General features: G+C 70.4%; 19 protein-coding genes. 12 read left to right on the forward strand and 7 right to left on the reverse strand.

The window, feature by feature from the left end:
- The first annotated feature begins 29 nt into the window (after positions 1–29).
- Positions 30–518 (forward strand): MarR family winged helix-turn-helix transcriptional regulator, encoded by a 489-nt coding sequence (locus tag IE330_RS09300; protein WP_190135417.1) that lies wholly within the window; start codon positions 30–32, stop codon positions 516–518.
- Positions 519–580: 62 nt separating this feature from the next.
- Here IE330_RS09300 and asnB read toward each other — a convergent pair whose 3' ends face one another.
- Complete coding sequence (gene asnB / locus IE330_RS09305) at positions 581–2,446, reverse strand: asparagine synthase (glutamine-hydrolyzing) (RefSeq protein ID WP_190135418.1); 1,866 nt, start codon at positions 2,444–2,446, stop codon at positions 581–583.
- Positions 2,447–2,510: 64 nt separating this feature from the next.
- Entirely contained in the window at positions 2,511–4,190 is a 1,680-nt protein-coding gene (locus IE330_RS09310) for a carboxylesterase/lipase family protein (protein WP_190135419.1), read from the reverse strand.
- Positions 4,191–4,472: 282 nt separating this feature from the next.
- Here IE330_RS09310 and wrbA point away from each other — a divergent pair, with 282 nt between their 5' ends.
- The 6 genes from wrbA to IE330_RS09340 all read left to right on the forward strand — a co-directional run bounded on the left by wrbA (position 4,473) and on the right by IE330_RS09340 (position 11,688).
- Positions 4,473–5,090 carry an NAD(P)H:quinone oxidoreductase gene (gene wrbA / locus IE330_RS09315; protein WP_190135420.1) on the forward strand — a complete coding sequence of 206 codons (618 nt, stop codon included), beginning with the start codon at positions 4,473–4,475 and terminating at the stop codon, positions 5,088–5,090.
- 419 nt (positions 5,091–5,509) lie between these two features.
- Positions 5,510–6,679 (forward strand): IS701 family transposase, encoded by a 1,170-nt coding sequence (locus tag IE330_RS09320; protein WP_229925505.1) that lies wholly within the window; start codon positions 5,510–5,512, stop codon positions 6,677–6,679.
- Between the two features lie 387 nt (positions 6,680–7,066).
- The gene (locus IE330_RS09325) at positions 7,067–8,239 is read left to right on the forward strand and encodes a 3-deoxy-7-phosphoheptulonate synthase (protein ID WP_190135421.1); all 1,173 of its coding nucleotides are present in this window, start codon (positions 7,067–7,069) and stop codon (positions 8,237–8,239) included.
- 38 nt (positions 8,240–8,277) lie between these two features.
- Entirely contained in the window at positions 8,278–9,048 is a 771-nt protein-coding gene (locus IE330_RS09330) for a 2,3-dihydro-2,3-dihydroxybenzoate dehydrogenase (protein WP_190135422.1), read from the forward strand.
- A 16-nt stretch (positions 9,049–9,064) separates the two neighbouring features.
- Complete coding sequence (locus tag IE330_RS09335; RefSeq protein ID WP_190135423.1) at positions 9,065–9,742, forward strand: isochorismatase family protein; 678 nt, start codon at positions 9,065–9,067, stop codon at positions 9,740–9,742.
- Between the two features lie 38 nt (positions 9,743–9,780).
- Positions 9,781–11,688, forward strand: a complete 1,908-nt coding sequence (locus IE330_RS09340) for an anthranilate synthase family protein (RefSeq protein ID WP_190135424.1) — start codon at positions 9,781–9,783, stop codon at positions 11,686–11,688.
- A gap of 212 nt (positions 11,689–11,900) precedes the next feature.
- Here the strand turns inward: IE330_RS09340 and IE330_RS09345 are convergent, their stop codons facing one another.
- Positions 11,901–13,844, reverse strand: a complete 1,944-nt coding sequence (locus IE330_RS09345) for a GAF domain-containing protein (RefSeq protein ID WP_229925506.1) — start codon at positions 13,842–13,844, stop codon at positions 11,901–11,903.
- Positions 13,845–14,231: 387 nt separating this feature from the next.
- On the opposite strand from IE330_RS09345, the gene IE330_RS09350 reads away from it, so the two are divergent.
- Entirely contained in the window at positions 14,232–15,431 is a 1,200-nt protein-coding gene (locus tag IE330_RS09350; protein WP_190135425.1) for a 3-hydroxybenzoate 6-monooxygenase, read from the forward strand.
- 65 nt (positions 15,432–15,496) lie between these two features.
- On the opposite strand, the gene IE330_RS09355 is transcribed toward IE330_RS09350, so the two are convergent.
- Both IE330_RS09355 and IE330_RS09360 read right to left on the reverse strand, forming a co-directional pair.
- Positions 15,497–16,303, reverse strand: coding sequence for an AfsR/SARP family transcriptional regulator (locus IE330_RS09355; RefSeq protein WP_190135426.1), 807 nt, complete (start codon positions 16,301–16,303; stop codon positions 15,497–15,499).
- Positions 16,304–17,270: 967 nt separating this feature from the next.
- Positions 17,271–18,236, reverse strand: coding sequence for a pirin family protein (locus IE330_RS09360; RefSeq protein WP_190135427.1), 966 nt, complete (start codon positions 18,234–18,236; stop codon positions 17,271–17,273).
- A 181-nt stretch (positions 18,237–18,417) separates the two neighbouring features.
- On the opposite strand from IE330_RS09360, the gene IE330_RS09365 reads away from it, so the two are divergent.
- Together IE330_RS09365 and IE330_RS09370 are read left to right on the forward strand one after the other, a co-directional pair.
- Positions 18,418–18,771 carry a tetratricopeptide repeat protein gene (locus tag IE330_RS09365; RefSeq protein ID WP_190135428.1) on the forward strand — a complete coding sequence of 118 codons (354 nt, stop codon included), beginning with the start codon at positions 18,418–18,420 and terminating at the stop codon, positions 18,769–18,771.
- Positions 18,772–19,091: 320 nt separating this feature from the next.
- Positions 19,092–20,018: a glycoside hydrolase family 18 protein gene (locus IE330_RS09370; protein WP_190135429.1), complete on the forward strand. Its 927-nt coding sequence runs from the start codon at positions 19,092–19,094 to the stop codon at positions 20,016–20,018.
- 167 nt (positions 20,019–20,185) lie between these two features.
- Here the strand turns inward: IE330_RS09370 and IE330_RS09375 are convergent, their stop codons facing one another.
- Positions 20,186–20,509 (reverse strand): plasmid stabilization protein, encoded by a 324-nt coding sequence (locus tag IE330_RS09375; protein WP_190135430.1) that lies wholly within the window; start codon positions 20,507–20,509, stop codon positions 20,186–20,188.
- Positions 20,510–20,642: 133 nt separating this feature from the next.
- On the opposite strand from IE330_RS09375, the gene IE330_RS09380 reads away from it, so the two are divergent.
- Together IE330_RS09380 and IE330_RS09385 are read left to right on the forward strand one after the other, a co-directional pair.
- Entirely contained in the window at positions 20,643–20,924 is a 282-nt protein-coding gene (locus IE330_RS09380) for a WhiB family transcriptional regulator (protein ID WP_190135431.1), read from the forward strand.
- A 237-nt stretch (positions 20,925–21,161) separates the two neighbouring features.
- Positions 21,162–22,862: a hypothetical protein gene (locus IE330_RS09385; protein WP_308438993.1), complete on the forward strand. Its 1,701-nt coding sequence runs from the start codon at positions 21,162–21,164 to the stop codon at positions 22,860–22,862.
- Positions 22,863–22,924: 62 nt separating this feature from the next.
- Here IE330_RS09385 and IE330_RS39640 read toward each other — a convergent pair whose 3' ends face one another.
- The gene (locus IE330_RS39640) at positions 22,925–25,072 is read right to left on the reverse strand and encodes a tetratricopeptide repeat protein (RefSeq protein WP_190135432.1); all 2,148 of its coding nucleotides are present in this window, start codon (positions 25,070–25,072) and stop codon (positions 22,925–22,927) included.
- Between the last annotated feature and the right edge of the window lie 119 nt (positions 25,073–25,191).

Raw genomic sequence — 25,191 nt, forward strand, 5'->3', positions numbered from 1 at the left:
ATACTTATAACCACCGCTAGCATCTCCGCATGAACGCGAACGATGCAGCAGGTGACGAAGGACTCGTGCGCGAGGCCAGAGACCTGACCCCGACGCTCCACGCACTCGGGCGTGTGCTCCGGCTGCGCGGCAGCATCGAGGCCGGACTGCCTCCGCTGCCCTTGGCGGATCTGGAGGTACTACGGCAGGTCCTGGACTCACCAGGCGTCGGGGTCGGCTCCCTCGCCCAGGAGCTGGGGATGCACGCCAGCAACGTCAGCACGACCGTGCGGGGCTTGGTGGCGCAAGGCCTGATCCGCCGGCAACCGGACCCGCACGACCGTCGCGCGGTCCAGCTCTTTCCGACCATGGCGGCCACCCAGGGCATGGCCATGATCGAGCAGGCCTGGGCCGAAATCTTCGCGGACTCCCTGGCGACGCTCTCACGGGACGAGCGCGCCGCATTGTCCGCCGCTGCCCCGGCGTTGCGCGCCCTGGCCTCCGCCTTGCGGGCGCAGCGCTCCACCCCGCACGAATGAGGCCCGCGCCGGGGCCCGTCGTTCAGCCGACAGGCCCCGAAGCGCCGGCGCAGAGGCACCGGTCAGAGCGCAACGTGCACCCCGTACGCCCTGACCCAGCGGTCGAACTCGACGAGACGCTCCAGCACGGCACGCGCACTCCAGGGACCGCCCATGGAGTAACTGCCCTCCGGCGCGTCCAGCAGTCGGTGGATCTCCGCACGGGAGGCGAGGCGCAGTACCGGCGCGTCGTCGACGGCGACCACCGCCTCAAGACGCTGACGCAGCGCATGTTCGTAGTCGGCGTCCTGCGTGGACGGGTACGGGCTCTTCTTGCGGTTCAGGACCGCATCCGGCAGCACCCCGCCCATGGCGGCCCGCAGCAAGCTCTTCTCGCGGCCGTCGAAACTCTTCATCTCCCACGGCACGTTGTACACGTACTCCACCAGGCGGTGGTCAGTGAAAGGCACACGCACCTCCAGAGCCGCCGCCATCGAGATGCGGTCCTTGCGGTCCAGCAGGAAGTTCTCCCAACGGGTCAAGTTCAGGTACGTCAGCTCCCGCATGCGCTCCTGCAACCCGCCCTCGCCCGCGAGGCGGGGGACCTCTTCCAGTGCCTCCGTGTAACGCTGCTTCACGTACTCGGTCAGCCCCAGACGACCCCACAGACCGATGGTACGCAGCGCCCCGATGCCCCCTGCCTTCTCGAAGGGGTGATGCCAGGGGAAGGTATCGGCTTCCACCGCCTCACGGTCGTGGAACCAGGTGTAACCGCCGAACAGCTCGTCCGCGGCTTCACCGGACAGCGCTACCGTCATCTGCTCCTTCAAGGCCCGGCACAACAGAAGGAGCGAGTACTCCATGTCCCCCGTGGACACGGGCAGGTCCTGTGCGCGCAGTACCTGGTCGCGCACTTCGTCGGCGAGTACGTCGGCGTTGTCAAGCTCGACGATCACATGCTCCGCGCCGACGTGCCGGGCCACCTCGACAGCGAACGGTGTGTCGGGGTCAGCCCACTGGCCGTTGGCCTTGAACCGCTCACCGAGCCCCCTGTAGTCCACCGAGAAGGCCAGCACCGGTCCCCCGCGCTGCTTATCGGCACCACCGCGGGCCAGGACCCGCGCCGCCAAGGCGGTGACGGCGCTGGAGTCGAGGCCGCCGGACAGCAGTGTGCCCACCGTGACGTCGGCGACTAACTGGCTCGAGACGATCTCTTCCAGGAGCGTGCGCACGCGGGCGACCGTGGTGCCGAAGTCATCGGTGTGCTCACGTGCCGTGAGCCGCCAGTACCGGAACTCCTCACTGCGGGAGCGCGTGAAGCGAAGCACGGTTCCGGGCTTGACCTCCTTCATCCCGCGGAAGACAGCGTGGCCGGGAGTCTTGACGATGCCGAATACCTCACGCAGCCCTTCAGCGTCGACGACGGCCTTGGTACCGGGGTGAGCGAGGATCGCCTTGGGCTCGGAGCCGAAGATCACTCCGTCGGCCGTTGCCCAGTAGTACAGGGGTTTGACTCCCATACGGTCGCGCACCAGCAGTAGCTCCTCGGTGCGCGGGTCCCAGACAGCCATCGCGTAGATGCCGGTCAGTTGCTCGGCGAACGCCACGCCCCACTCCAGGTACGCGCGCAGCACCACCTCTGTGTCGGATTCGGTGCGGAACGTGTGACCTAGTCCGCGGAGTTTCTCGCGCACTTCCCGGTAGTTGTACGTCTCGCCGGTATACGTGATCACCGGCTCCCCGGGTCCCGGGCCTGCCCCCATCGGCTGCTTACCGCCGTCGAGGTCGATGACGGCTAGACGGCGGTGGGTCAGCAGGACGCGCGGAGAACCCCACACGCCGTGGGAGTCAGGGCCGCGGCACTCCAGGGTGGCGTTCATCGCGGCGGCGGTGGAGGTGTGCGGGGTCAGGTCACGCTCGTAGCTCAGCCATCCGGCAAGACCGCACATGGATGGATCGTCCCCTCTCGTAAGTGTTCGGCGTGCTCGCGCGGGGTGCGGGCTCTGCGGCGGATCAGATGTGCGGTCCCCATTCGGCCTCGTCCCAGAAGCGCAGCTGGCGCTGCTTGGGCATACTCGCGATCCGTGCCACCTGCTTCCCGCCGAGGATCAGGACTGTGGCACGGCCGGGCGCGAAGGCGGGCCAGTCCGGCACGTGGGCCGCCATGGGGACGGCGCCGCGTGCGAACGAGGCAACCAGGTCGATGAACGTGTCGCTGACGCGCCGTTCCAGGGGTCCGTCTCCGTACACGGGAGCCTGTTCCGGTAGTCGGTGGGTCCCGAACAGAAAGCGGGAAGTGGCCTCATGCGGGGTGCCGAAGTGCGGCGGTAGCACCGGGTGAGCGAAGTCCATGACGTAGACCGGCGAGGTGCCGGTGCGGGCGTGCCGCTCGGCGAACCGGATGACCGGGCGGCGGAAGAGGCTGTCGCCCCAGACCTCGGTCCACAGGGACAAGGGATCGTCCGGCAGCCCTTCAGTGGTCGCGGCCGAGCGGTACTCGGCGATGCACCGCTCTGCCAACGCATCGGGCACCTCATCCATCCCCTTCTGCAGGCTGGCGCGTACAGCGGTACGCAGCTCCGTCTCGTCGGTGGGTATGGGCGACGGGGCGGGAGAGCCCGGCCCGGTGAAGAAGGAGCCCTCGGTGCGAGTGTGGACGGAGAGGACCGGCATCGAGGGGGTGGGGCGCTCGTGGTCGTGGGCGGGTACCCATGCGCCATCGACGACGGGCCCGCGGTACTCCCGTCCGCTGCGCAGCGGACGACGGTCGGGGGAGCCCGTGAACAGCGCCTCCCAGGAGTCCTTCAGTGCGGCGGCGTCCACCTGCCGCAGCCCTCGGACCGTGGTGCCGAGTCTGTGCGCGATCCTCTCGTACGCCTCCGTGGCGTCCTCCGGGGTGAGACTCATCGCGGGACTCCAGGCGTGTGCCGCGCTGATCGGTACGATCCGCCTGATGACGGACTGAAGCTCGGGCACGAGGGCCAACTGCCATGCGCTCGAACCGCCGGCGGACGTACCGCAGAGCGTGATGTTGTCCGGGTCGCCTCCGAATGCCTCGGCGTTGGCCCGCACCCAGCGGAGCAGGGCCGCCTGGTCCTGCAGGCCCCAGTTGGCGAAGGATCCCGTGACCGGGTCGATCAGGTCTTCATGCAACCCCCAACCCAGTGCGCCCAAACGGTAGTTGAAGGTAACAATGACCAGGTCACCGCGGTGGGCGAGCCGTTCTCCGTCGTACACGGGGTCGCTACCCGCGCCAACGAACCAGCCGCCGCCGTGGATGTAGACGAGTACCGGTCGCGAACCCTTCACCCCGGGCGTCCAGATGTTGGCGTACAGCGAGTCTTCACTACTGCCAGGCATCGCCGACTGGTACGAAGGAGGGCCGAACCGGGTGGCATCGCGTGCGCCGGACCACGGCCGAGGCGGCCGGGGCGATCCAAACCTCAGGCTCCCTGTGGGTGCTTGGGCGTACGGAACGCCGCGGAAGGCGAGCAGCTGCCCGGAGGGCCTCCCAGACACCAAGCCGGAGGTGGTCCGGACAGTAGCGCTGCGCGCGCGGGCGGCCCGACCGAACAGCGGTGCCGAAGCGGCCGACCCCGCGGCGCCCACGACCCCGGCGCCCGCCGCACAGAGAGAGGTGGCCAACAGGGTCCGGCGGCCCAGTACTGCGTTGGTCCTGTCAAATCGAGACATGCGCCCGAGCGTGCCGAGCCCGGGAAGAACCGGGCAATGCCGCACTCCCCACTTCGTCAGGTGCCCGCTGCGGCCGGGAAGCACGTGCGCGGACACCGACGCGTCGCGAGCACCAGAACGTGCCGGTCGCAGGCGTAGGTCTCGAGCCTGCGCCATCACGGCGTACGTGACCAAGTCCTTTTCGGAGCTTTGCGGCACCGACGGCGCGCTGCGACACTCAGCCGCGACCGTCCGGCCCGGCCACCCGGGCACCCGCACTTCCTGAGTGAGGAGCAAGAAAACGTGACGAACGCCGCCGTCATCTACTATTCGTCCACCGGGCAAGTCCACGAACTAGCAGTCGCAGCAGCCACGGCCGCCGAGAAGGCAGGGGCCGAGGTCCGGCTCCGCAGGGTGGCCGAGCTGGCTCCGGCAGAGGCCATCGCGGCGAATCCCGGGTGGACGGCCCATCACGAAGCCACCAAGAACATAGAGCCCGCCTCGCTCGACGACCTGACGTGGGCTGACGTCATCCTCTTCGGCAGCCCGACCCGCTTCGGCCTCCCGGCCGCCCAACTCAAACAGTTCATCGACACCACGGGGGGCCTATGGGCGCAGGGCGCGCTGGTCGACAAGGTCGTGTCGTCCTTCACGTCGACATCGAGCACGCACGGAGGGCAAGAGTCGACCGTCCTCGCGCTGAACAACACCTTCTACCACTGGGGCGCAATCATCGTCCCACCCGGGTACGCCGACGAGGTGCAGTTCGCCCCGAGCAACGGCAATCCGTACGGCGCCAGCAGTGTGTCCGCCCATGGCGAGGCCCGCCCCACCGAGGACAACCTGGCCTCGATGCGCTTCCAGGCCACCCGCTGCGTGGAGGTCGCCGCGGCGCTGCGGCGAGGCCGGCACACGGACTGATCCCGGCAAGCGACTCTCCGGGCACCGGCCGGCACCACGTCATGCGTGGTGCCGGCCGGTGCGCGTTCGGGCGCGCGCACCGCGCGTACTGCGGTCACGGCCCGAACGCAACCGCTGCCCAGCGGTGTGCTCAGGCCACAGACGGTACACGGCCCGGCGCCGGCGGCGGCCGGCGCCGGGCAGCTCGCCGCTGCGCCCAACAAGGGCGGCGGTGGCCCGGTAACCGCTTTCCCGCAGATCTCGGTGACTGGTGCACCTCGTGTGCTGCACCTCGTCCAGCCACGGTTGAGAGGCAGTCGATCGAGACTGCACGACTGCGAGACGAGGTTGTAGTGGAAGCTCTCGAACTGCCACGGGTGAATCGAGGACCGGACGTGAACCAGGTTTCGCGTCCACGGTCCCCCGGGCCCGTGAGGTACGTGACGACGAACGAGGACATCGTCAGCGAACTGTGCTCGCGCGTGTTCGCCTCCCTGCCCAGGCGGGACCAGCGGCAAAGGGGTGAGCAATACGTGCGCGGACTGCTGACGACGCCGGGCCGCAAGTCGGTCCGCAATATCGCGTCGGGCGCGGGCGGCGGATCAGCGGTGCAGCGCCTGCACCACTTCGTTGCCTGCTCCACCTGGGACTGGCTACCCGTACGGGCCGCCCTCGCCTCCCACCTCCAAGACATCGCCGAACCAGTGGCCTGGGTGGTCCAGACACTGGCCATCCCGAAGTCAGGAGTGCATTCAGTGGGCGTGGGACGTCGCCTCGTACCGCAGACGGGCCAGACGAAGCGGGGGCAGCACGCCTTGGGCGTGTGGCTCACCGCACCAGCGATGAGCACACCCATCAGCTGGCGGCTGCTTCTGCCCGAGCGGTGGATCCGTGACGACGGACTGCGGCGTCGCGCCGAAGTACCGGAACGTGCGTCATACGAGACCCTGGAGCAGAGCGTGGTCGCCGCAGTCACCGAGACCCGAACAGCGAACGTGCTGCGTCGGCCGGTGCTGCTGGACGCCCCCGGCGCCTGGGCCCGTCCCACGGTGCTGCGGGCCTTCGCCGATGCAGACATTCCTCTCGTGGCACGCGTCCCCGCGGGCACGAGAATGATCATGGCCGACAGGTCGATGCCCGGCTACGGTGTCGGTCCGCTGTCCGCGCAGCGACTCCTCATGTCCGTACGCGGACTGGGCCGGCGTGTGGAATGGCACGACGCCGCGCAGGGCACCCTTCGCACATCCACCGCCGTGATGGTCCCGGTCCGGACCGCACACAGCACCGACGTGACGGCAGAGCGGCGACTGTACCTCCTGGGCGAGTGGGACGACCTGTGGCGTTCACCGACCCGCATCTGGCTCACCGACCTGGCGGCGCCCGTGGGCGGGCTCCTGCGGCTGACGAAGGTCACCCAGCGGGTCTCACATGCTCTCGCCACCACGGGGAAGCGCGTGGGACTACTGGATTTCGAGGGGCGCTCGTACCCCGGTTGGCATCGCCACGCCACGCTCGCTTCGGTGGCGCACGCCGCCTGTCTGCTGGCCGGTGCCGGTGCCGTGGTCGGGCCCGCGGACCCGGCCACCAATTCTCCCCTTCTGACGGCCTGAGGCCAGATGGTGGCCGCACCACCACCCCGGCCACCGGGGCGTGTGGCCCTGCCACCACGCGGACAGCATCGGCGGCCCGGAGCCTCCCCCGCGACAGCCGTCCGTAGTGCGGGCGTCACAGCGGGTCTGTTACCCGCACTTTCCATGACGAGTCATCAGGTCCAGTCGTACTTGACGAAATCAAACACTCGTTATTGCTATACGAACATGCTCACCGTAATAGTCATATACGTCCTGGTCTGGGCTGCCAGAAACTCCGGCGGGGGTCCGCGAGCACCTCCTCCTCGCCGTGACCCCCGCCGGACGCTCGTGGTGGCTCTTCCGCCTTCCGAGCCTCACTCACACCCACCGGGCATCGCACCGGTTCACCCAAACCAAGGGCTTTCCATGACTGACATCACCGACCATCTGCGTTCCCTCCCGGCGGACCAGCAGCCGGACTGGGGCGACGACACCCATCTCGGCCAGGTCCGCCAGGCTCTGAGCCGCATGCCCGCACTCGTGGACGCAGCCGCCGTGAGCCGCCTGCGCAGCTTGCTCATGGAGACAGCCCTCGGCCACCTGCACGTGCTGCAGGCAGGTGACTGTGCCGAGGACCCCGCAGAGGCCACTCCTGACGACGTCACGCGCAAGACCGCACTCCTCGACGTGCTGGCCGGCACCCTCAAGCTCGCCTCGGGCAAGCCCGTCCTGCGCGTCGGACGCATCGCGGGACAGTACGCCAAGCCGCGCACCAAGCCCACGGAGACCGTCGGTGGCACGGAGCTGCCGGCCTACCGGGGCCATATGGTCAACCGCCCGGAACCCGACCCGCACATGCGCCGTCCCGACCCACGGCACATGCTGACCGCGTACCGGGCCGCCAGCGACATCGTGCACTTCCTCGGCTGGCGCGGTGGCGCACTACGCCCGGAGCTCGAAGTGCCGGTATGGACCAGCCACGAGGCCCTGCTGCTGGACTACGAACTCTCCCAACTGCGCCGGGAACCCGACGGATCGCTCCTGCTCACCTCGACTCATTGGCCATGGGTTGGTGAGCGCACCCGCAGGCTGGACGGTGCGCACGTGGCCCTGCTCGCGGCCATCTCCAACCCGGTGGCCGTCAAGGTCGGTCCGAGCGTGACACCTGACGAACTGGTGGCCCTGTGCGAACGCCTCGATGCGATGCGCCACCCCGGCCGTGTGACCCTGATCGTCCGGATGGGCGCGGACACCGTGGCCCACAGGCTGCCCCCGCTGGTCAGGGCGGTGGTCGACACCGGTCACCCGGTCCTCTGGCTGTCCGACCCCCTGCACGGCAACACGGTCACCGGCCCCGAGGGACTGAAGACCCGCTTCGTCGCGACCGCTGTCCGGGAACTCGAGTGCTTCCAGTATGCCGTCGCCACCAATGGCGGTGTCGCCGCAGGCCTGCACCTGGAAACCACCCCGGAAGCCGTCACCGAATGCGTCCGTGACGCGTCCGGCGTCGCACGGCTCGGCGAGAAGTACCTCAGCTTCTGCGACCCGCGCCTGAACCCGCAGCAAGCGGTCGAGGTCGTCTCGGCATGGCGCGGCTGATGTCTCGGCCCACTCCACACGACAGAAGGGGCACCCATATGAAGCGGACAGTGGCTCTCGTCACCGGAGCAGCAGGCGGCATCGGTGAGGCCGTGGTGCGACTGCTCGCCGAGCGTGAAGTCGCCGTCGCCGCCGTCGACCTGGACTCGGCCCGGTTGACCCGAGCCGTCGACAAGCTCGTCGCCGACGGACTGCCTGTGACCGCCTACCCGGCCGACGTCACCTCGAGTCATGAGGTCGCGCGCCTGGTGCATGAAGTGGAGAGCGAGCTGGGCGCCATCATCCACTTGGTGAACGCCGCCGGTGTGCTGCGCATGGGCGAGGCCAGGACCCTGACCGACGAGGACTGGGCGGCTACCTTCGCGGTGAACGCCAGCGGGGTGTTCTTCGTCTCACGGGCCGTTGCCAACCGCATGGCCCCGCGCGGCAGCGGCGCCATCGTCACCGTAGCGTCCAACGCGGCCGGTACGGCCCGGACCGAAATGGCCGCCTACGCCGCCTCCAAGGCGGCGGCAACGGCGTTCACCAAGTGCCTCGGACTGGAACTGGCACGGCACAACATCCGCTGCAACGTAGTGGCCCCGGGTTCCACGGACACCCTCATGCTGCACGGCATGCACTCAGCCCGCACGGCCGTGGCCGTGTCCGTCGCCGGTACTCCGGAGGCGTACCGGGTCGGCATCCCGTTGGGCAAGGTCGCTCAGCCCGAAGACGTCGCCCAGGCCGTGGCCTTCCTGCTCTCGGAGGAGGCGGGACACATCACCCTGCATTCCCTCACCGTCGACGGTGGGGCGACCCTCGGCGTCTAGGAAGGAGACCTACGCCATGGCCGGCATACCCGCGATCGAACCGTACGCCCTGCCCGAACCGGGCGAACTGCCGCCTTCGGCCGTCGACTGGCAGGTGGATCCACAGCGTTCGGTCCTCTTGCTCCACGACATGCAGGAGTACTTCCTCAACGCCTTTCCGCGTCACGCCGGGCCACGTGAAGCGCTCATCCGCAATGCGGCGCTGATCCGGCGCCACTGTGCCGCGCTCGATGTCCCGATCGCGTACACCGCGCAGCCGGGCGGAATGACACCCGCACAGCGAGGCCTGCTGTCGGACTTCTGGGGGCCTGGTATGCGTACCTCATCCGAACACCGCCGGGTGGTCCGCCCCCTGGCGCCGGACGACGGCGACTGGGTCCTGACGAAGTGGCGTTACAGTGCCTTCTTCAAGTCCGAGCTGCTGCGACGCATGCGTGCCCACGGACGGGACCAGCTCGTCATCTGCGGCGTGTACGCCCACATCGGCGTACTCATGACAGCGGTCGACGCCTTCACCCATGACATCCAGTCCTTCGTGGTGGCTGACGCCGTCGGCGACTTCTCCGCCGCCTACCACCGCCTTGCCCTCGACTACGCGGCACAGCGCTGTGCCCGAGTCGTCGCCACCAAGTCCGTGATCGACGCACTCGACACGGCCCGGCCCGGTTCGGCTCCCCGTTCCGTGGACCTCTGACCCGCTAATGACCCGCTAATGACCCGCTAAGGATCCTCATGCCACCACACCGCGGCACATCCGACATGCTGCATCAGGTTCTTGACGGCTCGTCCGAGGCCTTCGCCCTCCTGCACCGCCCCGAGACCGTCGGCCGAGGAACCCTGGAAGTGCTGCTGACCGACGCCACGCAATGCACTTCGCTGGCCGACCTTCCCGTACCGGCCCATGGCCCCGATGGCGGCCATGAACTGCTGGCCCTCATTCCTTACCGTCAGATCGCCGAGCGTGGTTTCGCTGTCCACGACGACGGTGAGCCGCTGATGGTCCATCGCGTGCGCGCCCAGCAGGCGCTCCCGCTCGATCAGGCGCTGTCGCGGCTCCCCCATACCCCCGTAAAAGTGGACCATGCCGGGTTCAATGTGTCCGACAGCGATTACGCGGACATCGTGCGCCGCGTCATCGCCGACGAGATCGGTACCGGCGAGGGGGCCAACTTTGTCATCAAGCGATCCTTCACCGCACATTTGCCTGGTTTCTCCGTGAGCACGGCACTGGCCTTCTTCCGAAGGCTGCTCGAACGCGAAGCCGGGGCGTACTGGACGTTTCTGATACACACGGGTGATCGCACCTTCGTAGGCGCCACACCGGAGCGCCACCTCAGCGTCCGTGACGGTACGGCGGTGATGAACCCCATCAGCGGCACCTACCGGTATCCGGCGAACGGTCCCACTCTGCAGGGGCTGTTGGCCTTCCTTTCCGACCGTAAGGAGGCCGACGAGCTGTATATGGTCCTGGATGAGGAGTTGAAGATGATGGCCCGGATCTGCCCGTCGGGCGGCCGGGTGGTGGGCCCGCACCTCAAGGAGATGGCACGGCTGGCGCACACTGAATACCTCATCGAGGGCCGCACCGACCGCGATGTCCGTGACATCCTGCGCGAGACCCTGTTCGCTCCGACCGTGACCGGCTCCCCGCTGGAGAACGCCGCCAAGGTGATCAGCCGCCACGAGCCGACCGGACGCGGTTACTACAGCGGTGTGGCCGCGCTGATCGGCCGGGACGTCTCCGGTGCCCAGGTCCTCGACTCCGCCATCCTGATCCGGACCGCGGACATCTCGGCCGCGGGCCTGCTGAGGATCGGTGTCGGAGCAACACTGGTGCGCCACTCCAATCCGGACTCCGAAGTCCGCGAAACCCATGCCAAGGCTGCGGGACTGCTGGCCGCGCTCAGGGAAGGCCCCCACACCCGGTTCGCCGACCACCCGGACGTACGCACAGCACTCGGCCGGCGCAACGACGGCATCGCCGACTTCTGGCAGCGGGAACCGGATGGACGCGCGCACGGTGTCGATGAACTCGCCGCACGCAGGGTCCTGGTCATCGACGCCGAGGACACCTTCACGGCGATGATTGCCCAACAACTGCGCGCCATGGGGCCCGAGGTGATCGTACGGCGATTCGACGAGGACCATGACCTGCGGGCCCACGACCTCGTCGTCATGGGCCCGGGGCCCGGTGACCCTTGCGACGCCCGGCACCCGAAGGTCGCGTATCTGCGGGCTCTCGCCTCCCAGTTGTTGGACGAACGACAACCCTTTCTGGCGGTGTGTCTCAGCCATCAGGTACTCAGCTCATTGCTGGGCCTCGCTGTGGTCCGCCGTCCGGTTCCCCACCAAGGCGTACAGCGCGAGATCTCCTTGTTCGGCCGTACCGAGCGGGTGGGGTTCTACAACGCCTTCGCGGCCCGAAGCGATCTTGACTGGTTCCAGCACCCGGCCGCCGGAACCGTCGAGGTGAGCCGCGACCCGAAGTCCGGTGAGATTCACGCGCTACGTGGTAGCCGTTTCGCCTCCGTACAGTTCCACGCCGAGTCGGTGCTCACCCGGGACGGCCCTCGCATCATCCGCGATCTGCTGACCGGGGTGGTGCGGTCGTCCATGCGGCAGCGGTTCGGTGGGACCTGACAGCGACCCGCGCGGACCGTGCAGTCGCCACACGGCTTCCTTCGCGACGAGGTCGTGGACCGCTTCTCCGAGGTCGAGAGGCCGAGGGTGCGGTTTCTGTGTCCGAACTCTTGAACAAACTCCGGGGTACGTCGTCGCCGGCGGGCCGTGGAGCGGCGCTGGAAGCGAGAACACCCCGACCTGTGCGGCGTGTCCTGCGGCCGGGACACGCCTCACAGGTCTCCGTCGGACTGCGACGCGGTGCGTCCCTGCGTGCGCAGGGCACTGCGGCTCTGCTGAAGCCTGAGCGCCAGCTGCAGCTCCAGCGCCTGCTGCGGCTTCTGCCATTCCGGGCCGAGGAGTTCAGTGATGCGTTCCAGGCGCCGGGAAACCGTATTGGGGTGCACGTGAAGCACGTCTGCGGCGTGGGTAGGACTGCGGTCCGCTTCGAAGTATGCCTGCAGTGTCCGGGCGAGCCCGGTGAGGCGCTCGCTGTCGTAAGCCAGCACGGGCCCGAGGATGGAGTCGATGAAGCCGTCGATGTCCCGGTCGTCGGAGAGCAGCAGGCCAAGGAAGCCGAGGTCGTCGAGAGCGGCCGTCGCCCCGTTGCCCTGCAACAAGGTGACAACGTCCAGGCAGCGCATCGCCTCCCGGTATACGCGTCCGGCATCGGCCGCGCCACGTGTTGGCCCGGCGGCGGCCACTGTCACCGGGTTACTGAGGAGCGATGACAGCTCGGCCGAGACTCGCTTGGCCGCATCCGACGCGTCATTGCCGGACAACAGGAGCACGACACAACCGGAAAGCACTCCCTTGAGTCCGTTCAGGCGATGCGCGTACGAAGCGGCCCAGACCCCGGCCCTGCCCTGCTCTCCGCCCACAGGACGCGCTACCACCACGACGTGTGGTTCAGCCAGATCGATACTCAAACGCGCCGCCCGGTCCACGAGGTGGCGCTGCGAATGGCTCGGCGGATCCGCCAGCAGGTCATCGAGCAGTTCGTCTCGCACGGGGCCTCCGACAACGACCGCGCGCCGCTGCAGCAGCATGGTGATCGTGAGGCACTGTGCGACAAGCTGCAGTAACTGCTCGTCCTCCGGCGTCAGCGCCCCATGCGGATGCACAAACAGCGACCCCAGGTTCTCTCCACTGGCCTGAAGCGGAGCGATCCGGACCCCGTTCTCCGCTGCCACTGGACAGTTGCCTGCTTGGGCATCCAGCAGAGCCCTGGCGACACTCCGTTCATCCAGGTCCGGTATGTCGCCCGTTGCGGTGATGGTTTGACCCGAGGTGTCCCGGACGACGAGAACGCTGTCCAGAGCGTCACTGGCAGCCACGGTGACGGCGGACACGTCTCCACTGCCGAGCACCAGCCCGATCAGCCGCCGTTCCGCCTCGAGCAGGCCTCGCATCCGCGCCACTTGCAGCCGGGCTTGATGGGCGTCGTCTTCCAAGTCGTCGACATCCGCACGTGCCTGATCAAGTACCCAGGACTTGTCGATGGCGACAGCCGCCAAGTCGGCCAAAATGCGCAGGAGGCCGGCCTCGTGGGGGGAGAAGTGGCGCACGGCGCGGTCGGAGCCGTACAGGCCACCGAAGGGTGTACCGCCGCGATGCAGCGGTACGGCCAGTATGGCGCGCTGCCCCTCGCCTCGCACCACATCGTCCATGCGCTTGGTGTGTTGAATGCGCCCGTCCCTGAGGTAATCCGGGGTCCAGAACGCGGCATTGCGTTTGAGTGCGTGACCGAAGCCGTAGCCGGGCTCAACCTGGAGCCCGATATGCAAGTCGGCAGTCTCTCCTTCGGACATCCGGATGTGCCATCCGCCCCCGTTCTCGTCCTGAAGGGCGATGTACGTCATGTCGAAGCCCAGCAGCCGACGGGCCTGGCGGATGATCACGCGCAGCAGGCTGTCGAGGTCATGCGGGTAGGTCAAGTCACGTGCCGTGTCGATGAGAGCCGCCATATCCGCCTCCCGCTTCTGTCGCTGGCTGAACAGTGCCAAAACCTCCAGACCTAACTGAGAGGCCCGTTCCAAATACGCCGACTGCTCGGGATTTGGTGAGGCGTCAAGGGCCGCGTGCAGGAGGTTCTCGATCTCGTCGGCAGGCGCTTCATGCGCCAACAGCTCAAGGATTGACAAGGCGTAGGTATGCAGTGACGCCGCATCAGACACGAGGGCACCTTCCCCCAGTAGGTTTCCCAGCATTCGAAAGGCAATGCGCATTGCTGAACCCGCTGCAGACTAGAGCGATGAAGCCCCGCCCCGTGAGGGCCAGGTCCCGGCTGCACACCCTCTGGACACGTTCTCGGCCACAGGCCCGCACCTGTGGTCGCCAGAGGCGAGCCGCCGCGAGCCGGCCAGGCGGTCCGGCAAGTGGGTTCTGGGAAGAGAGCGCTCCCGGAAATGTGGGGCGTAGGTGGCGCAGATACAGCGAGCCGATCTGACCAAGTAAGCATTGTTATGACGAAGTGTCCTGAGTGGCGTTGCCTCGTGCGCACTCCCGTGGCTGGATAGCGGCTCGACACAGGGCGCGCAGCGAGAAGGGACACCAGGAGCAAGATGGCTCGGATACTCATCGCAGGCGGCGGTATCGGCGGACTCGCCACCGCAGTGTCCCTCGTCCGTCGCGGGCACCACGCCGTCGTGCTTGAGCGCCGCAGTAGTTTCGCTGAGATCGGTGCGGGCATCCAGCTGGGACCGAATGCCTTCCACGCATTGGACCTGCTGGGCGTCGGGAAGCAAGTACGAGCACGCGCCGTGTTCATCGACGAACTGCGCTTCATGGATGGCACAACCAATGAGCGAATAGCCGTCATGCCGCTCACCAGTGCCTACCGTGAACGATTCGGCAACCCTTACGCCGTGGTGCATCGAGGGGATGTGTATCAGCCGCTGCTCGCCGCTTGCCAGGCTGCCGACACCCTGGAACTGATCGGTGGCGCCACCGTAGACCGATATGCACAGGACGCCGACAGCATCACCGTGGACACGGCGGACGGTCGGCAATTCACGGGAGATGTCCTCGTGGGGGCCGATGGCATCCGCTCGGCCGTACGCCGCCAGGCGCTCGCGGACGGCGAACCCCGCGTCTCCGGGCACACCATCTACCGGTCCGTGATTCCGATCGAGAAAGTACCGGAGGAACTGCGCTGGAACGCTGTGACCCTGTGGGCTGGCCCACAATGGCACTTCGTCCACTACATCATCGCCGGCGGCGAGTACCTGAACCTCGCAGCGACCCGGGACGACGGCGCCCGTGAGGCGGTGGCGGGCCGCCCGGTCGAGCGGGCACACGTCCTCGACCGCTTCCCGGGACTTTGCCCAACAGCCCGACGCCTCCTCGAACTCGGTGAGAGTTGGCGTGAGTGGGTTCTGTGCGACCGGGATCCTGTTGACGACTGGGTCGACGGCCGCGTTGTCCTCATGGGCGACGCCGCCCACCCGATGTTGCAGTACGCGGCCCAAGGCGCCTGCCAGGCACTGGAAGACGCGGTCGTCCTTGGGGACCTGCTCGATGGTGGCGGCGGTGCCGACTTGGTCCGGCAGCTGAGGACGTTCAATGCCGAGCGGCGTGAGCGCGCCGGCCGGACGCAGTTGCTCGCTCGCGAGATGGGCGCCCAGCTGTACCATCCGGCGGGCGACGCGGCCAAGGCACGCAACGCGATGCTGCGATCGCTGTCGGTCAAGGATATGTACGACAAGGTGTCGTGGCTGCACGGTGCCCGCGACTTCACTCAGCCCGGCACCGGTAACAACTGACCGGCCGGGGACTCGGCCGTCCGAGACTGTGGTTGCGCGCCCGGCGTGTCCCCAGCCCTGCGCGGTCAACCGACCGCCAGGAGCGGGTGACGGAGCTCGTCGGCGGCCACCGCGATCCGGCGTCCGAGCCGACGCAGTGGGAGAGACATCTCCGTGCCGCATTCACGCAGAGCCGCATCCAGACGTTCGTAGGCTTGGAGTGCGTCGGCCAGTCGGCCACAACGCACCAAAGCCCGGATGTAGTGCCGGTACAACCCTTGGTGGGAAGGATACCGGGTGGCAAGGTCGCTCAGCTCGGCGAGCCGTTCACGATGCCGGCCCAGTTGCAACTCGATCCCCGCCCACTGCTCCAAGGCATCCGCCCTGGCTCGCTGGAGCCGTGCGACATGGGACCGAAGCCCCACACCGTGCGGCAGTCCTGCCAGCACCTCCCCCTGCCACACAGACAGTGCGGCGTGCAGCCGCTCTGCGGCCTGACCGGCTTCCCCGGTGGCCATCGCTCGGTATCCCGCACCGAGGTCACGCTCGAAGCGACGAGCGTCAAGGTCCCACCCTCTGCTGTCCAGCCTGTAGCCGCCCGGGGCGGAGATCAGCAGGTCTCCACCGCTCGCTTCGCGCCCACGTACGCCCTCCCCCTCCCGCAACATCGCCATCAGCAGCTCCCGGATGAAGGCGACGTAGGTCACGACCTGGGAATCGGCCTTCGGCAAAGGCCCTTTCGGCCACAGCTCCTGAGCGATGAGACATGTAGGCACGACCTGGTCGGCGTTGAGAGCGAGCAGGGCCAGCACCCGGCACACTTCCTGGTCCGCCGGAACGGTGCACTTCTCCCCCGCCATGACGCAAAGACGCCCGAGAACCTTGATCTCCATAACCCCCCGCTCCACCCATGCAAAAGTCATGCAGTCAAACCCGTTACAAAATGCTATCACCGAATGCATCAATTTGCAATTGCGCACATTGCGTCAGGTGAGCCCGATGGCGGGCACCGTGGGACTGTCTCGGCACCCCGCGGCCACTGCGCCTGGAAAGCCCTCGGGGGCATGCGAGACCCCGGGCCGGGAGACGTCCGGCTTCATGAGCACGCCCCGAACTGGGACAGTCGTCAGCAAGTGGTGGTACGGGGCGAGCATCTCCTGCTGCACGCCCAAACCCCGCCGCAGAAACGGAACTTGGTTTCGGAAGACCCACGCACGCCCACCGCAATCCGGACCCAGCCGGCAGAGCCGCCACGCAGCCGCGGCCTCACGCCCCCGCGTGCCGGAGCCAGTCCCTGCGTGGAGGGCTCTGCCGCCCATCGATCACACGCGGCGCCAGTGCCTTTGCTGAAGCGGCCCTCATCTCGGCAGCGAATACGCCACGATGACATACATTCAAGCCTTCTCAGTACAGCCAACATGACATGGCACTTACAAATCTCAACAACTGATGAACATTCCCCTCCCCGCCTTGCGTCGGCCGACACCACGCCCACGAGCACCGCGTGACAACGCCCCCGCCGCCTCCGGCTCCCCTCCTGTGCTCAAGTGCCGGGCGCTCAGTAGCTTGAGATGCATCGCCGATTGGTTCTTGCCGCGCTCGGCCGGGATGGGGTCCCGTCAGTTGCTCGCTGTGGAGGCGCGGACGCTGACGGAGTCGATCGCGCACCGCGGCCAGTCCGGGCCAGTCGACATGAGTCCGGTTGCCGCCGACCGCGGCCGCCTCAGATTGGGTTCTGGTGCGACACCGCTACGGTCACCGGCAGGCGAGTAGGGCGACTTCCTGAGAGGAGCGACTACCGCTGCACCGGTATACCCTCGCCCTTCGCCCTGAGCCGTCGTCGATCATTGTCCCTGCAGGTCAGCGCACCCTCCCCCGCGCCTTCAGCGGCACCGGCGGCAGCTCCGGCGCGGGCAGCGGGCCCCCGTCGTACCCCTTCACCTCACCGAACCGCGTACCCGTCATCCAGTCCGTCCGGGCCTGCTCGATGTCCTGCTGGCTGCGCCCGATGAAGTTCCACCACATGACCAGCTCCTCCTCGAACGGCTCGCCGCCCAGGAGCATGAGGCCCGCGTCCGAGGCGGCGCGCAGCGGGAGTTCGGTCCGGCCGCAGCCCAGGTAGAGCATGGAGCCGGGGAGCACCGGCACGCCGTCCACGTGGGCCTCGCCGGACATGGACAGGACGGCGTACTCGAAGTCGGGTTCGAGCGGGAGGCGGACGTCCGCGCCCTGCGCGAGGGCCAGGTCGGCGCCGACGATCGGCGTATACGTCGTGCCGGGCGAGGCGGCGCCGTCGAGGGCGCCCAGGAGCAGCGTGGCGCTCAGGCCCGGGGCGGTGACGACCGGCAGGTCGGCGTGGTGCTCGAAGTGCGGCTCGGTGTGCCGGTGGGCGTCGGGCAGCGCCACCCACAACTGCGCCCCGTGCAGGAACCGGGCGTGCGCCTTCGGGCTCTCCTCGGAGTGGGAGATGGCCCGGCCCGAGGTCATCAGGCCCAGCTCGCGGGGGCGGATCGTCTGGAGGCTGCCCGTGCTGTCGCGGTGCAGCACCTCCCCCTCGTGCAGCCAGCTCACCGTCTGCAGGCCCATGTGCGGGTGCGGCGGCACCTGCATGCCGGGTTCCTCGGCGATGTCGTCCGGCCCGTAGTGATCGACGAAGCACCAGGCGCCGACCATGCGGCGGCCCAGGTTCGGCAGCAGCCGGCGCACCTCGGTGGCCTCGCCCAGCTTCACGCTCCTGGGGCTGAGGAGTTCCCGCACGGGCTCCGCGACGACGAACCCACGGCCGCCGCACGGGGACGGCACCGCCTCACGATCAAGATTGCTCATGCCGCACAACCTAGCCCCGGCGGGGCTTCGCGTCAGCATCCGCCCGCCCACCGCCGCCGTCCGTCCGGCCCCGGGGCGTCCCGGGGCGTCCCGCCGGTGAGCGGCGGCCGAGCGACACCACGGCCGTACGTAGTGGAATATTCAACAACAGCGGTCCGTTGGAGGCGGCAAGGAGGCAGCAGTGAACATCACGTACTACGACCACGGAACCGCGGCCGAGCGCTGGGAGCGTGCGCGGCAGTTCTTCGACGCCAAGGAGTACGCCACGGCGGCGCGCATCCTCGCCCCGCTGGCCGACGAGGTGCCCGAGCAGGTCGCCCCGCGCCTGCTGCTCGCCCGCGCCTACTACCACTCGGCCCAGCTCCGCCGCGCCGAGACCGAGCTGCGCGCCGTCCTGGAGCGCGACCCGGTGGAGAGCTACGCCCGCCTCATGCTGGGCCGCACCCTCGAACGCCAGGGCCGGGACGCGGAGGCCGCTCCCCATCTGCGGCTCGCCGCGGCGCTGACCGGCGGGACGGCGGAGCCGGTGGCTTAGGGCCACAGGATTGGCCGTGCCCCGGAGGGCGCGTGGTGGGCGATACGCGCCCGCCACGCGCCCTCCCGCCGTTCCGGGGAGCGGGCCGGACGGACGCCCGCCACACTCCCCCGCACCCAACTAAAGCGCATTAGTTCCCGCGAAACCCTAGCCCGCGCCTCTTCTCCGTCGTCAGAATGACGGCGGTCCCGATCAGGGCCCCCGATCACCCGGTCAGCGGCCACGGCCGAGGTCCGCCCTGCCCGCTGACCAGGTCTTCCGGTCGCCGGGCGCCCGCGGCCCCCGGCCGCCGACGCGCTGAACACGGAGGAGAGTCCCGCATGGAAAGACGCTCGGTACTTCTCGGCGCCCTCGCGCTCACGGTGGGCGCCGCCGCCACCGCGCACGCCGCCCCGCGCGCCGCCGCGAGCAGGCGCGTGGTCGTCTACTACCAGACGCAGTACACGAACGGCGCGTACGTCTCGCCGCTGAACCTGACCGCGCACCGCACGGGCGTGACCGACGTCATCGTCGCCGCGGTGCACCTCAACGACGTCAACGGCCCCTACGCGCCGGTGCACGTGAACGACGACCCGCCGGGCGCCGCGAAGTACGACCAGATGTGGCGCGACCTGAAAACGCTGCAGGGCCAAGGCGTGCACGTGCTCGCGATGGTGGGCGGCGCGGCACCGGGCAGCTTCACCCGGCTGGACACGGAGTTCGACACGTACTATCCGCTGCTGCGGGACTTCATACGCCGGTACGGGCTCGACGGCGTCGACCTGGACGTGGAGGAGCGGATGTCCCTCGCGGGCATCGAGCGCGTCATCGACGCCCTGCGCCGCGACTTCGGCCCCGGCTTCCTCATCACCCTGGCGCCGGTGGGCAGCGCGCTCAGCGGCGGCGGCAACCTCTCCGGCTTCAACTACGAACGCCTGTACCGCGACCGCGGCGGCGACATCGCCTGGTTCAACGCCCAGTTCTACAACGGCTGGGGCAGCATGGCGTCGACGGCGAGCTACGACGCGGTCATGCGGCGCGGCCTCATCCCGGCCTCGAAGGTCGTCGCGGGCACCCTCACCGACCCGTCGAACGGCGGCAGCGGCTATGTGGACGTCACCCGCCTGAAGTCCACCATCCGCGGCCTGGTCGCCAGGTACCCGCAGATGGGCGGTGTGATGGGCTGGGAGTACTTCAACTCCCAGCCGGGCGGGACGGCGCAGCCCTGGCGGTGGGCGGCGGAGGTCTCGGCGGCCCTGAAGGGCTGACCCGGCCGGCTCCGCGGACCGGCCCGCCCAGCAGGGCGGCTCCCCCGAGGGGCCGGAAGGGGGCAGCGCGGTTCCGCCGGAGGGCGGCGCCTTCGCGTGGCGGGCGCCGCCCGCCCTGCGGGACCGCGGGGCCCGGCGGTGGCGGGCGCCGCCCGTCCCGCGCGGTGTCAGCGGCCTACGGCCCGCTCGAGCTCCGCCTTGTTCATCGACGAGCGGCCCTTCACGTTCTTCTTCTTGGCCTCTTCGTAGAGCTGGTCGCGGGTCCGTCCCTGCGCTCCGCTGTGCGAGCGCTGGCCGCCCCTGCGGCTGGACGACATGTCCTGCGTGGAGGTGCGGGAGGCCGTCTTCGACTCGCCGCTGCGGGCCCGCTCCTTGTTCACCGTGCGGGCGGCGATCTCCTTCGCCCGCTTCGTCGACTCGCCGCGCTGTTCGGCGCTGTCCTTGATGTGCTCGTACTGCCGCTCGCGCTTGGCACTCGATCCTCGGGGCATGACGCGTCCTTCCGTGCTGAGGCGTCCACGGGCCGGGACCACGGCGTGGCCCGGACCACGACCACCACGTGTAACCGGTCGCCGTGTCCGCCAAACCCCGTTTCGGCCCCCGGGCCCCGGGCACCCGGCGCGCATGACATGGGTACCTCTGCGACAGGACTGGATTCGTCGGGCCGCGTGTACCGATGAGGACCCTGAGCTCTTCTTCCCGGTCGGGACCACCGGACCGGCCGAACGGGAGCAGGAGGAGGCCAAACGGATCTGCGAGCGCTGCCCCGTGATGCGGCAGTGCCTCACGTACGCGCTGCGCTCCGGGCAGACGTCCGGGGTGTGGGGAGGCAAGGGCGAGCGCGAGCTCGCGGAGCTGCGCGGCTCGGCGTCCGCGCGGAGAAGGGCGGGCGTGAGCACGCGCTGAGGGCGCGTCGGCGCACATCAGGGTCCCGGACGGGCGCTCGGGCACCGAGGCGCGCGGTTATCGTTGCGCGCCAGGGGCGCGGGCGCGCGCGAGGGACCAGGGGGTGCGGTGCTCGGGGAGCAGCAGGCGTGGCAGAAGCGGCAAGAGGGGCAGGAACGGCAGGCGCGCGGGGAGTGGCTTCGCGTACCGGTCGGTGAGGACGCCGGGCGGTGGGCGACGCGGGGGCGGTGCCGTCGTGTGCTGCTGATCGTCCACAACGTCACGTCCGCCACCCGGCTCCTTGACGTCCTGCCGCTGTTCCGCGACGACCTGCGCGTACAGCTCCTCGCCACCTGCACCGGCTCCTCGCCGTACCGGGCCGGGGTCGCGGAGCTGCTGCGGGACGTCGGGGTCCCCGTCCTGCCCTGGGACCAGGCGCTGCGCACCCCGGTGGACCTGGCCGTCGCCGCCAGCTTCGGCGGTCAACTGCCGCGCTACGCGGGGCGGTTGGCCGTGCTGTCGCACGGCGTCGGCTACAATAAGAGGCTGACCAGGCCCGGTCAGGCCCGGTCAGGCCCGGTCAGGCCCGGTCAGGCCCTGGGTGCCCCGGAGCCGGTGTTCGGGCTGTCGCCCCAGTGGCTGCTCGCGGACGGCGCCCCGTTCGTGGACGCCCTCGTCCTGTCGCACCCCGAGCAGGTCGAGCGGCTGCGTGCCGTCTGCCCCGAGGCCGTGCCGTCGGCCGTGCTCGCCGGGGACCCCTGCTACGACCGGCTGCTCGCCGCCCGGCACCACCGTGAGCGGTACCGCCGCGCCCTGGGGGTGCGGCGCGGCCAGCGCCTCGTCCTGCTGAACTCCACCTGGAACCCGGAGTCGCTGTTCGGGGACGGCGGCGACGGCGACAGGCCGGACCGGGACGGCGACGTGCTGCCCGCGCTGCTGCCGCGCCTCACGGCCGAGCTGCCCGCCGACGAGTACCGCGTCGCCGCCGTGCTGCACCCGAACATCTGGTACGGGCACGGCCCCGGCCAGGTCAGGATGTGGCTGGACCGGGCGCGCCGGGGCGGGCTCACGCTCGTCGACCCGCTGGCGGGCTGGCGGCAGGCCCTGGTCGCCGCCGACGTCACCCTCGGCGACTTCGGGTCGGTGTCGTACTACAGCGCCGCCCTCGGTACGCCGGTGCTGCTCGGCGCGGCCGGGGAGCGGGTCCTCGGCGCGGACTCGCCGCTCGCCGCGTTCGTACGGGCCGCGCCGCGGCTCAACCCGTACCGGCCGCTGCGCCCGCAGCTCGACGCGGCGGTGGCGCGGCACGTCCCCGTGCCCGGCCCCGCGGAGCTGACGTCGTCCGCCCCGGGGCGCTCGGCGGAGCTGCTGCGGCGCGCCTTCTACGGCCTGATGGGGATACCGGAGCCGACGGCGCCCGCCCTCCTTGAGCCGTTGCCGCTGCCGCCGTACGAGCCGCCCGCGCGCACCGCGCCCGTACGGGTCCTGACCCGGCTGCGCGGCGCGGCGGAGGTGGCGGTGGCCCGGTACGCCGACCCCCGCGACGAGCCGGACGCGGAGGGCGCGGCCCACACGGCGGTGCACGAGGACACCCTGGACCCGGCGCTGCTGACCGTCGCCGACGTGATCGTGCGCGAGGGGGCCGCCGACGACCCGCGGCTCGGGCCGCCCGCCGCCTGGGCGGCGGAGGTCCTCGGCCGGTACCCGCACTGCGGCCTCGCCGCCTACGTCACCGGCCCGGGCGAGTGCACCGTACGCACCCGCGACGGGCAGGTGCTGGTCCTGGCCGGCGGGGCGCGGGACGTGGACCCGGCCGCCTGCGCGTCGGCGCTGTTCGCCTGGCTGGCGTCCGGGAAGGGCGCGGACGAGCTGGCCGGCGGCCTGACCGTGTGGACGGGCGGCACGGCGCACGCCGTCTCCGTGACCCCGGTCGGCCCCGGCGGCCCGGGACCCCGCTGACGTGGCCACCGGACGCGCCGCGCAGGCAGGCCAGGTCCCGTCTCGCCGACGGGCCCGGCGGGTCAGTCCCGCGGCTCCGGCGGGCCGCTGGCCTGTCCGTCCCGCAGCGCCCGCAGGTACGCCACGTGCTGGTGGGCGTTCTCCCGGGTCAGCGCCTCCAGGGCCCGGTCGATGAGCGGCAGGGCGGCCTCGCGGCGGCCGCTGAGGACGTACAGCTCGGCGAGGTCGGTGCGGGCGCGGGCGCCGTTGTACGCCTCGCCGGTGGCGTCGAAGAAGCGCATCGCCTCCCGCAGCCGCCCCTCCGCCTCGTCCAGGGGCAGGTTCTCGCGCAGGGCGATGCCCCGCTGGGCCCGGCCGCGGAAGCGCTCCAGGAGGGCGCGGACGCGCGGCAGGTCCGCGAAGCCGTCGTCGCCGGGGCCGATGCGGTCGGCGATGCGCCCGGCCTCCACGAACAGTTCGTCGGCCTCCCGGAACGCCCACCGCGCGAGCCGGACGCGGCCGAGGGTCTCCACCGCCGTGGCCTGGCCGCGCAGGTGCCCCGCCCGGCGCTCGGCCTCCAGGGCCGCGGCGGCCTCGCGCTCGGCCTCGTCGAAGGCGAGCGTCTCGATGAGGGCGGAGGCCAGGTAGGTGTGCAGGCGCCCCGCCATCCGGGTGCCCGGGCAGACCGTGTCGGCGGCCTGTGCCGCGGCCCGCAGCGCGGGCAGCAGCTCCTCGTGGTGGCCGGCCTTGAGCTGGACGGTCCACAGCGCCTCCGCCAGCGAGCAGGCCATGTCGCCGAAGCCGTACTCCCGGGCGGCGAGGACCGCCTGGACGAGGTTGCCGCGCTCGGCGAGCAGCGCGGCGAGGGCCGCGCCCGGGTCCGGGTACGTGCCCGGGGTGGCGCGGGCGTAGGCCGCTCCCAGGTGCCAGCGCTGCGGCAGCGCGTCCAGGTCGGCCGCCACGGCGAAGCGCAGGTACCACTGGAGGGTGCGCTCCACGGCCCGGGCGCAGCCCGCGACGCCGTCCTCGCGCCCGGCGGTCCGCTCGGCGTGGCGGCGTACGGAGGGCCGGTAGCGGTAGCGGCCCGCCTCCGGCTGGTCCAGGAGCCTGCGCTCGACGAGGCGGTCCAGGAGGGCCGCCGCGGTGGTCTCGTCGAGTCCGGCCGCGGCGGCCACCGGGCCCGCGGTCACCGCGTGCCAGGGCCACAGCGCGCCGCGCCGGTAGACGCGGGCCAGGTCCGGCTCCAGGCCGTCGTAGAGGCCGTCGAGCAGTGCGTCGTCGGGGTGCGGGGCAGCGGGCACGGGCGTCCTCGCGGGGTCGCGGCCGCCGTCGGCGAGGTGCGCTGCGGTGGCCCACAGGGCGTAGGGGGATCCGGCGCACCGGGACAGCGTGGCCGGGAGCGCCGGGCCGAGCCGGTCCACGGCCTCCTTGCCCGCCGCCCTGGTGAGCAGCTCCCGGGCGTGACGGCGGGTGAGCGGCGCGACCTCGACGGTCTCGGCGTCGAGGCCGGTCAGGCGCCGGTGGGCGACGACCAGGGTGAGGACGCCGGGGGACGCCGCGAGGAGGGGGCCGACCTGGGCGGCGGAGTGGGCGTGGTCGAGGATGACGAGGAGCCGGCGTCCGGCGAGGAGGCGGGCGAACAGCGCGGCCCGCTCCCGCGGCCCCGGCGGGACGTCCGGGTCGGCGACGCCGAGCCCGGTCAGGGCCGTGCGCAGGGCGGCCTCGGCGTCGAGGGGCGCGCCGCCGGGCCCGGAGGCGAGGTCGACGTACAGCCGTCCGTCGGGGAAGCGGTGCTCCTCCCCCGCGCCGAACTGCACGGCGAGGCCGGTGGTGCCGACGCCCTCGGGGCCGTGCAGCAGGACCCGGCGGGGGCGTCCGTCGTGTCTGCGGGCCGCTTCGCGGCGCAGGCGCCGCAGCGGCTCCTGGCGGTCGACGAACGTCCGTACCGGCGGGGGCGGTTGGGCGACCGTCAGGGTCGCGGGGCCGGGGAGCGACAGCTCCGCGAGGCGGCCGAGGCCGGCGAGGCGGGCGGCCACCACGGGGTCGCGGCGGGCGGCCTCGGCGAGTTCGGGGGCGAGGGCGGTGAGTCCCGCGGTCCGGTCCGGGGCGCGGGTGCCGGCCCCGAACAGGCCGCCGACGAGGGTGTAGAGCTGCTTGCCCGCCTCGTTGGCCATCCCGGAGCCCACCGCCGCCAGGGTCGCCGTCACCACGCCCAGCGAAATGGGATCCACCGTGCCCCCCGCTCTCCTCGCAGTCCCGCGCCGGGGCGCCGCCGCCCCGGCAGGCCACCCTATCCGCGCGGGCGGCGCGGAGGGAGGCCCGGTGGCGGCGCCATCAGGCCTTCCCGCGG

The organism is Streptomyces longispororuber, assembly GCF_014656095.1.
GTDB lineage: Bacteria > Actinomycetota > Actinomycetes > Streptomycetales > Streptomycetaceae > Streptomyces > Streptomyces longispororuber.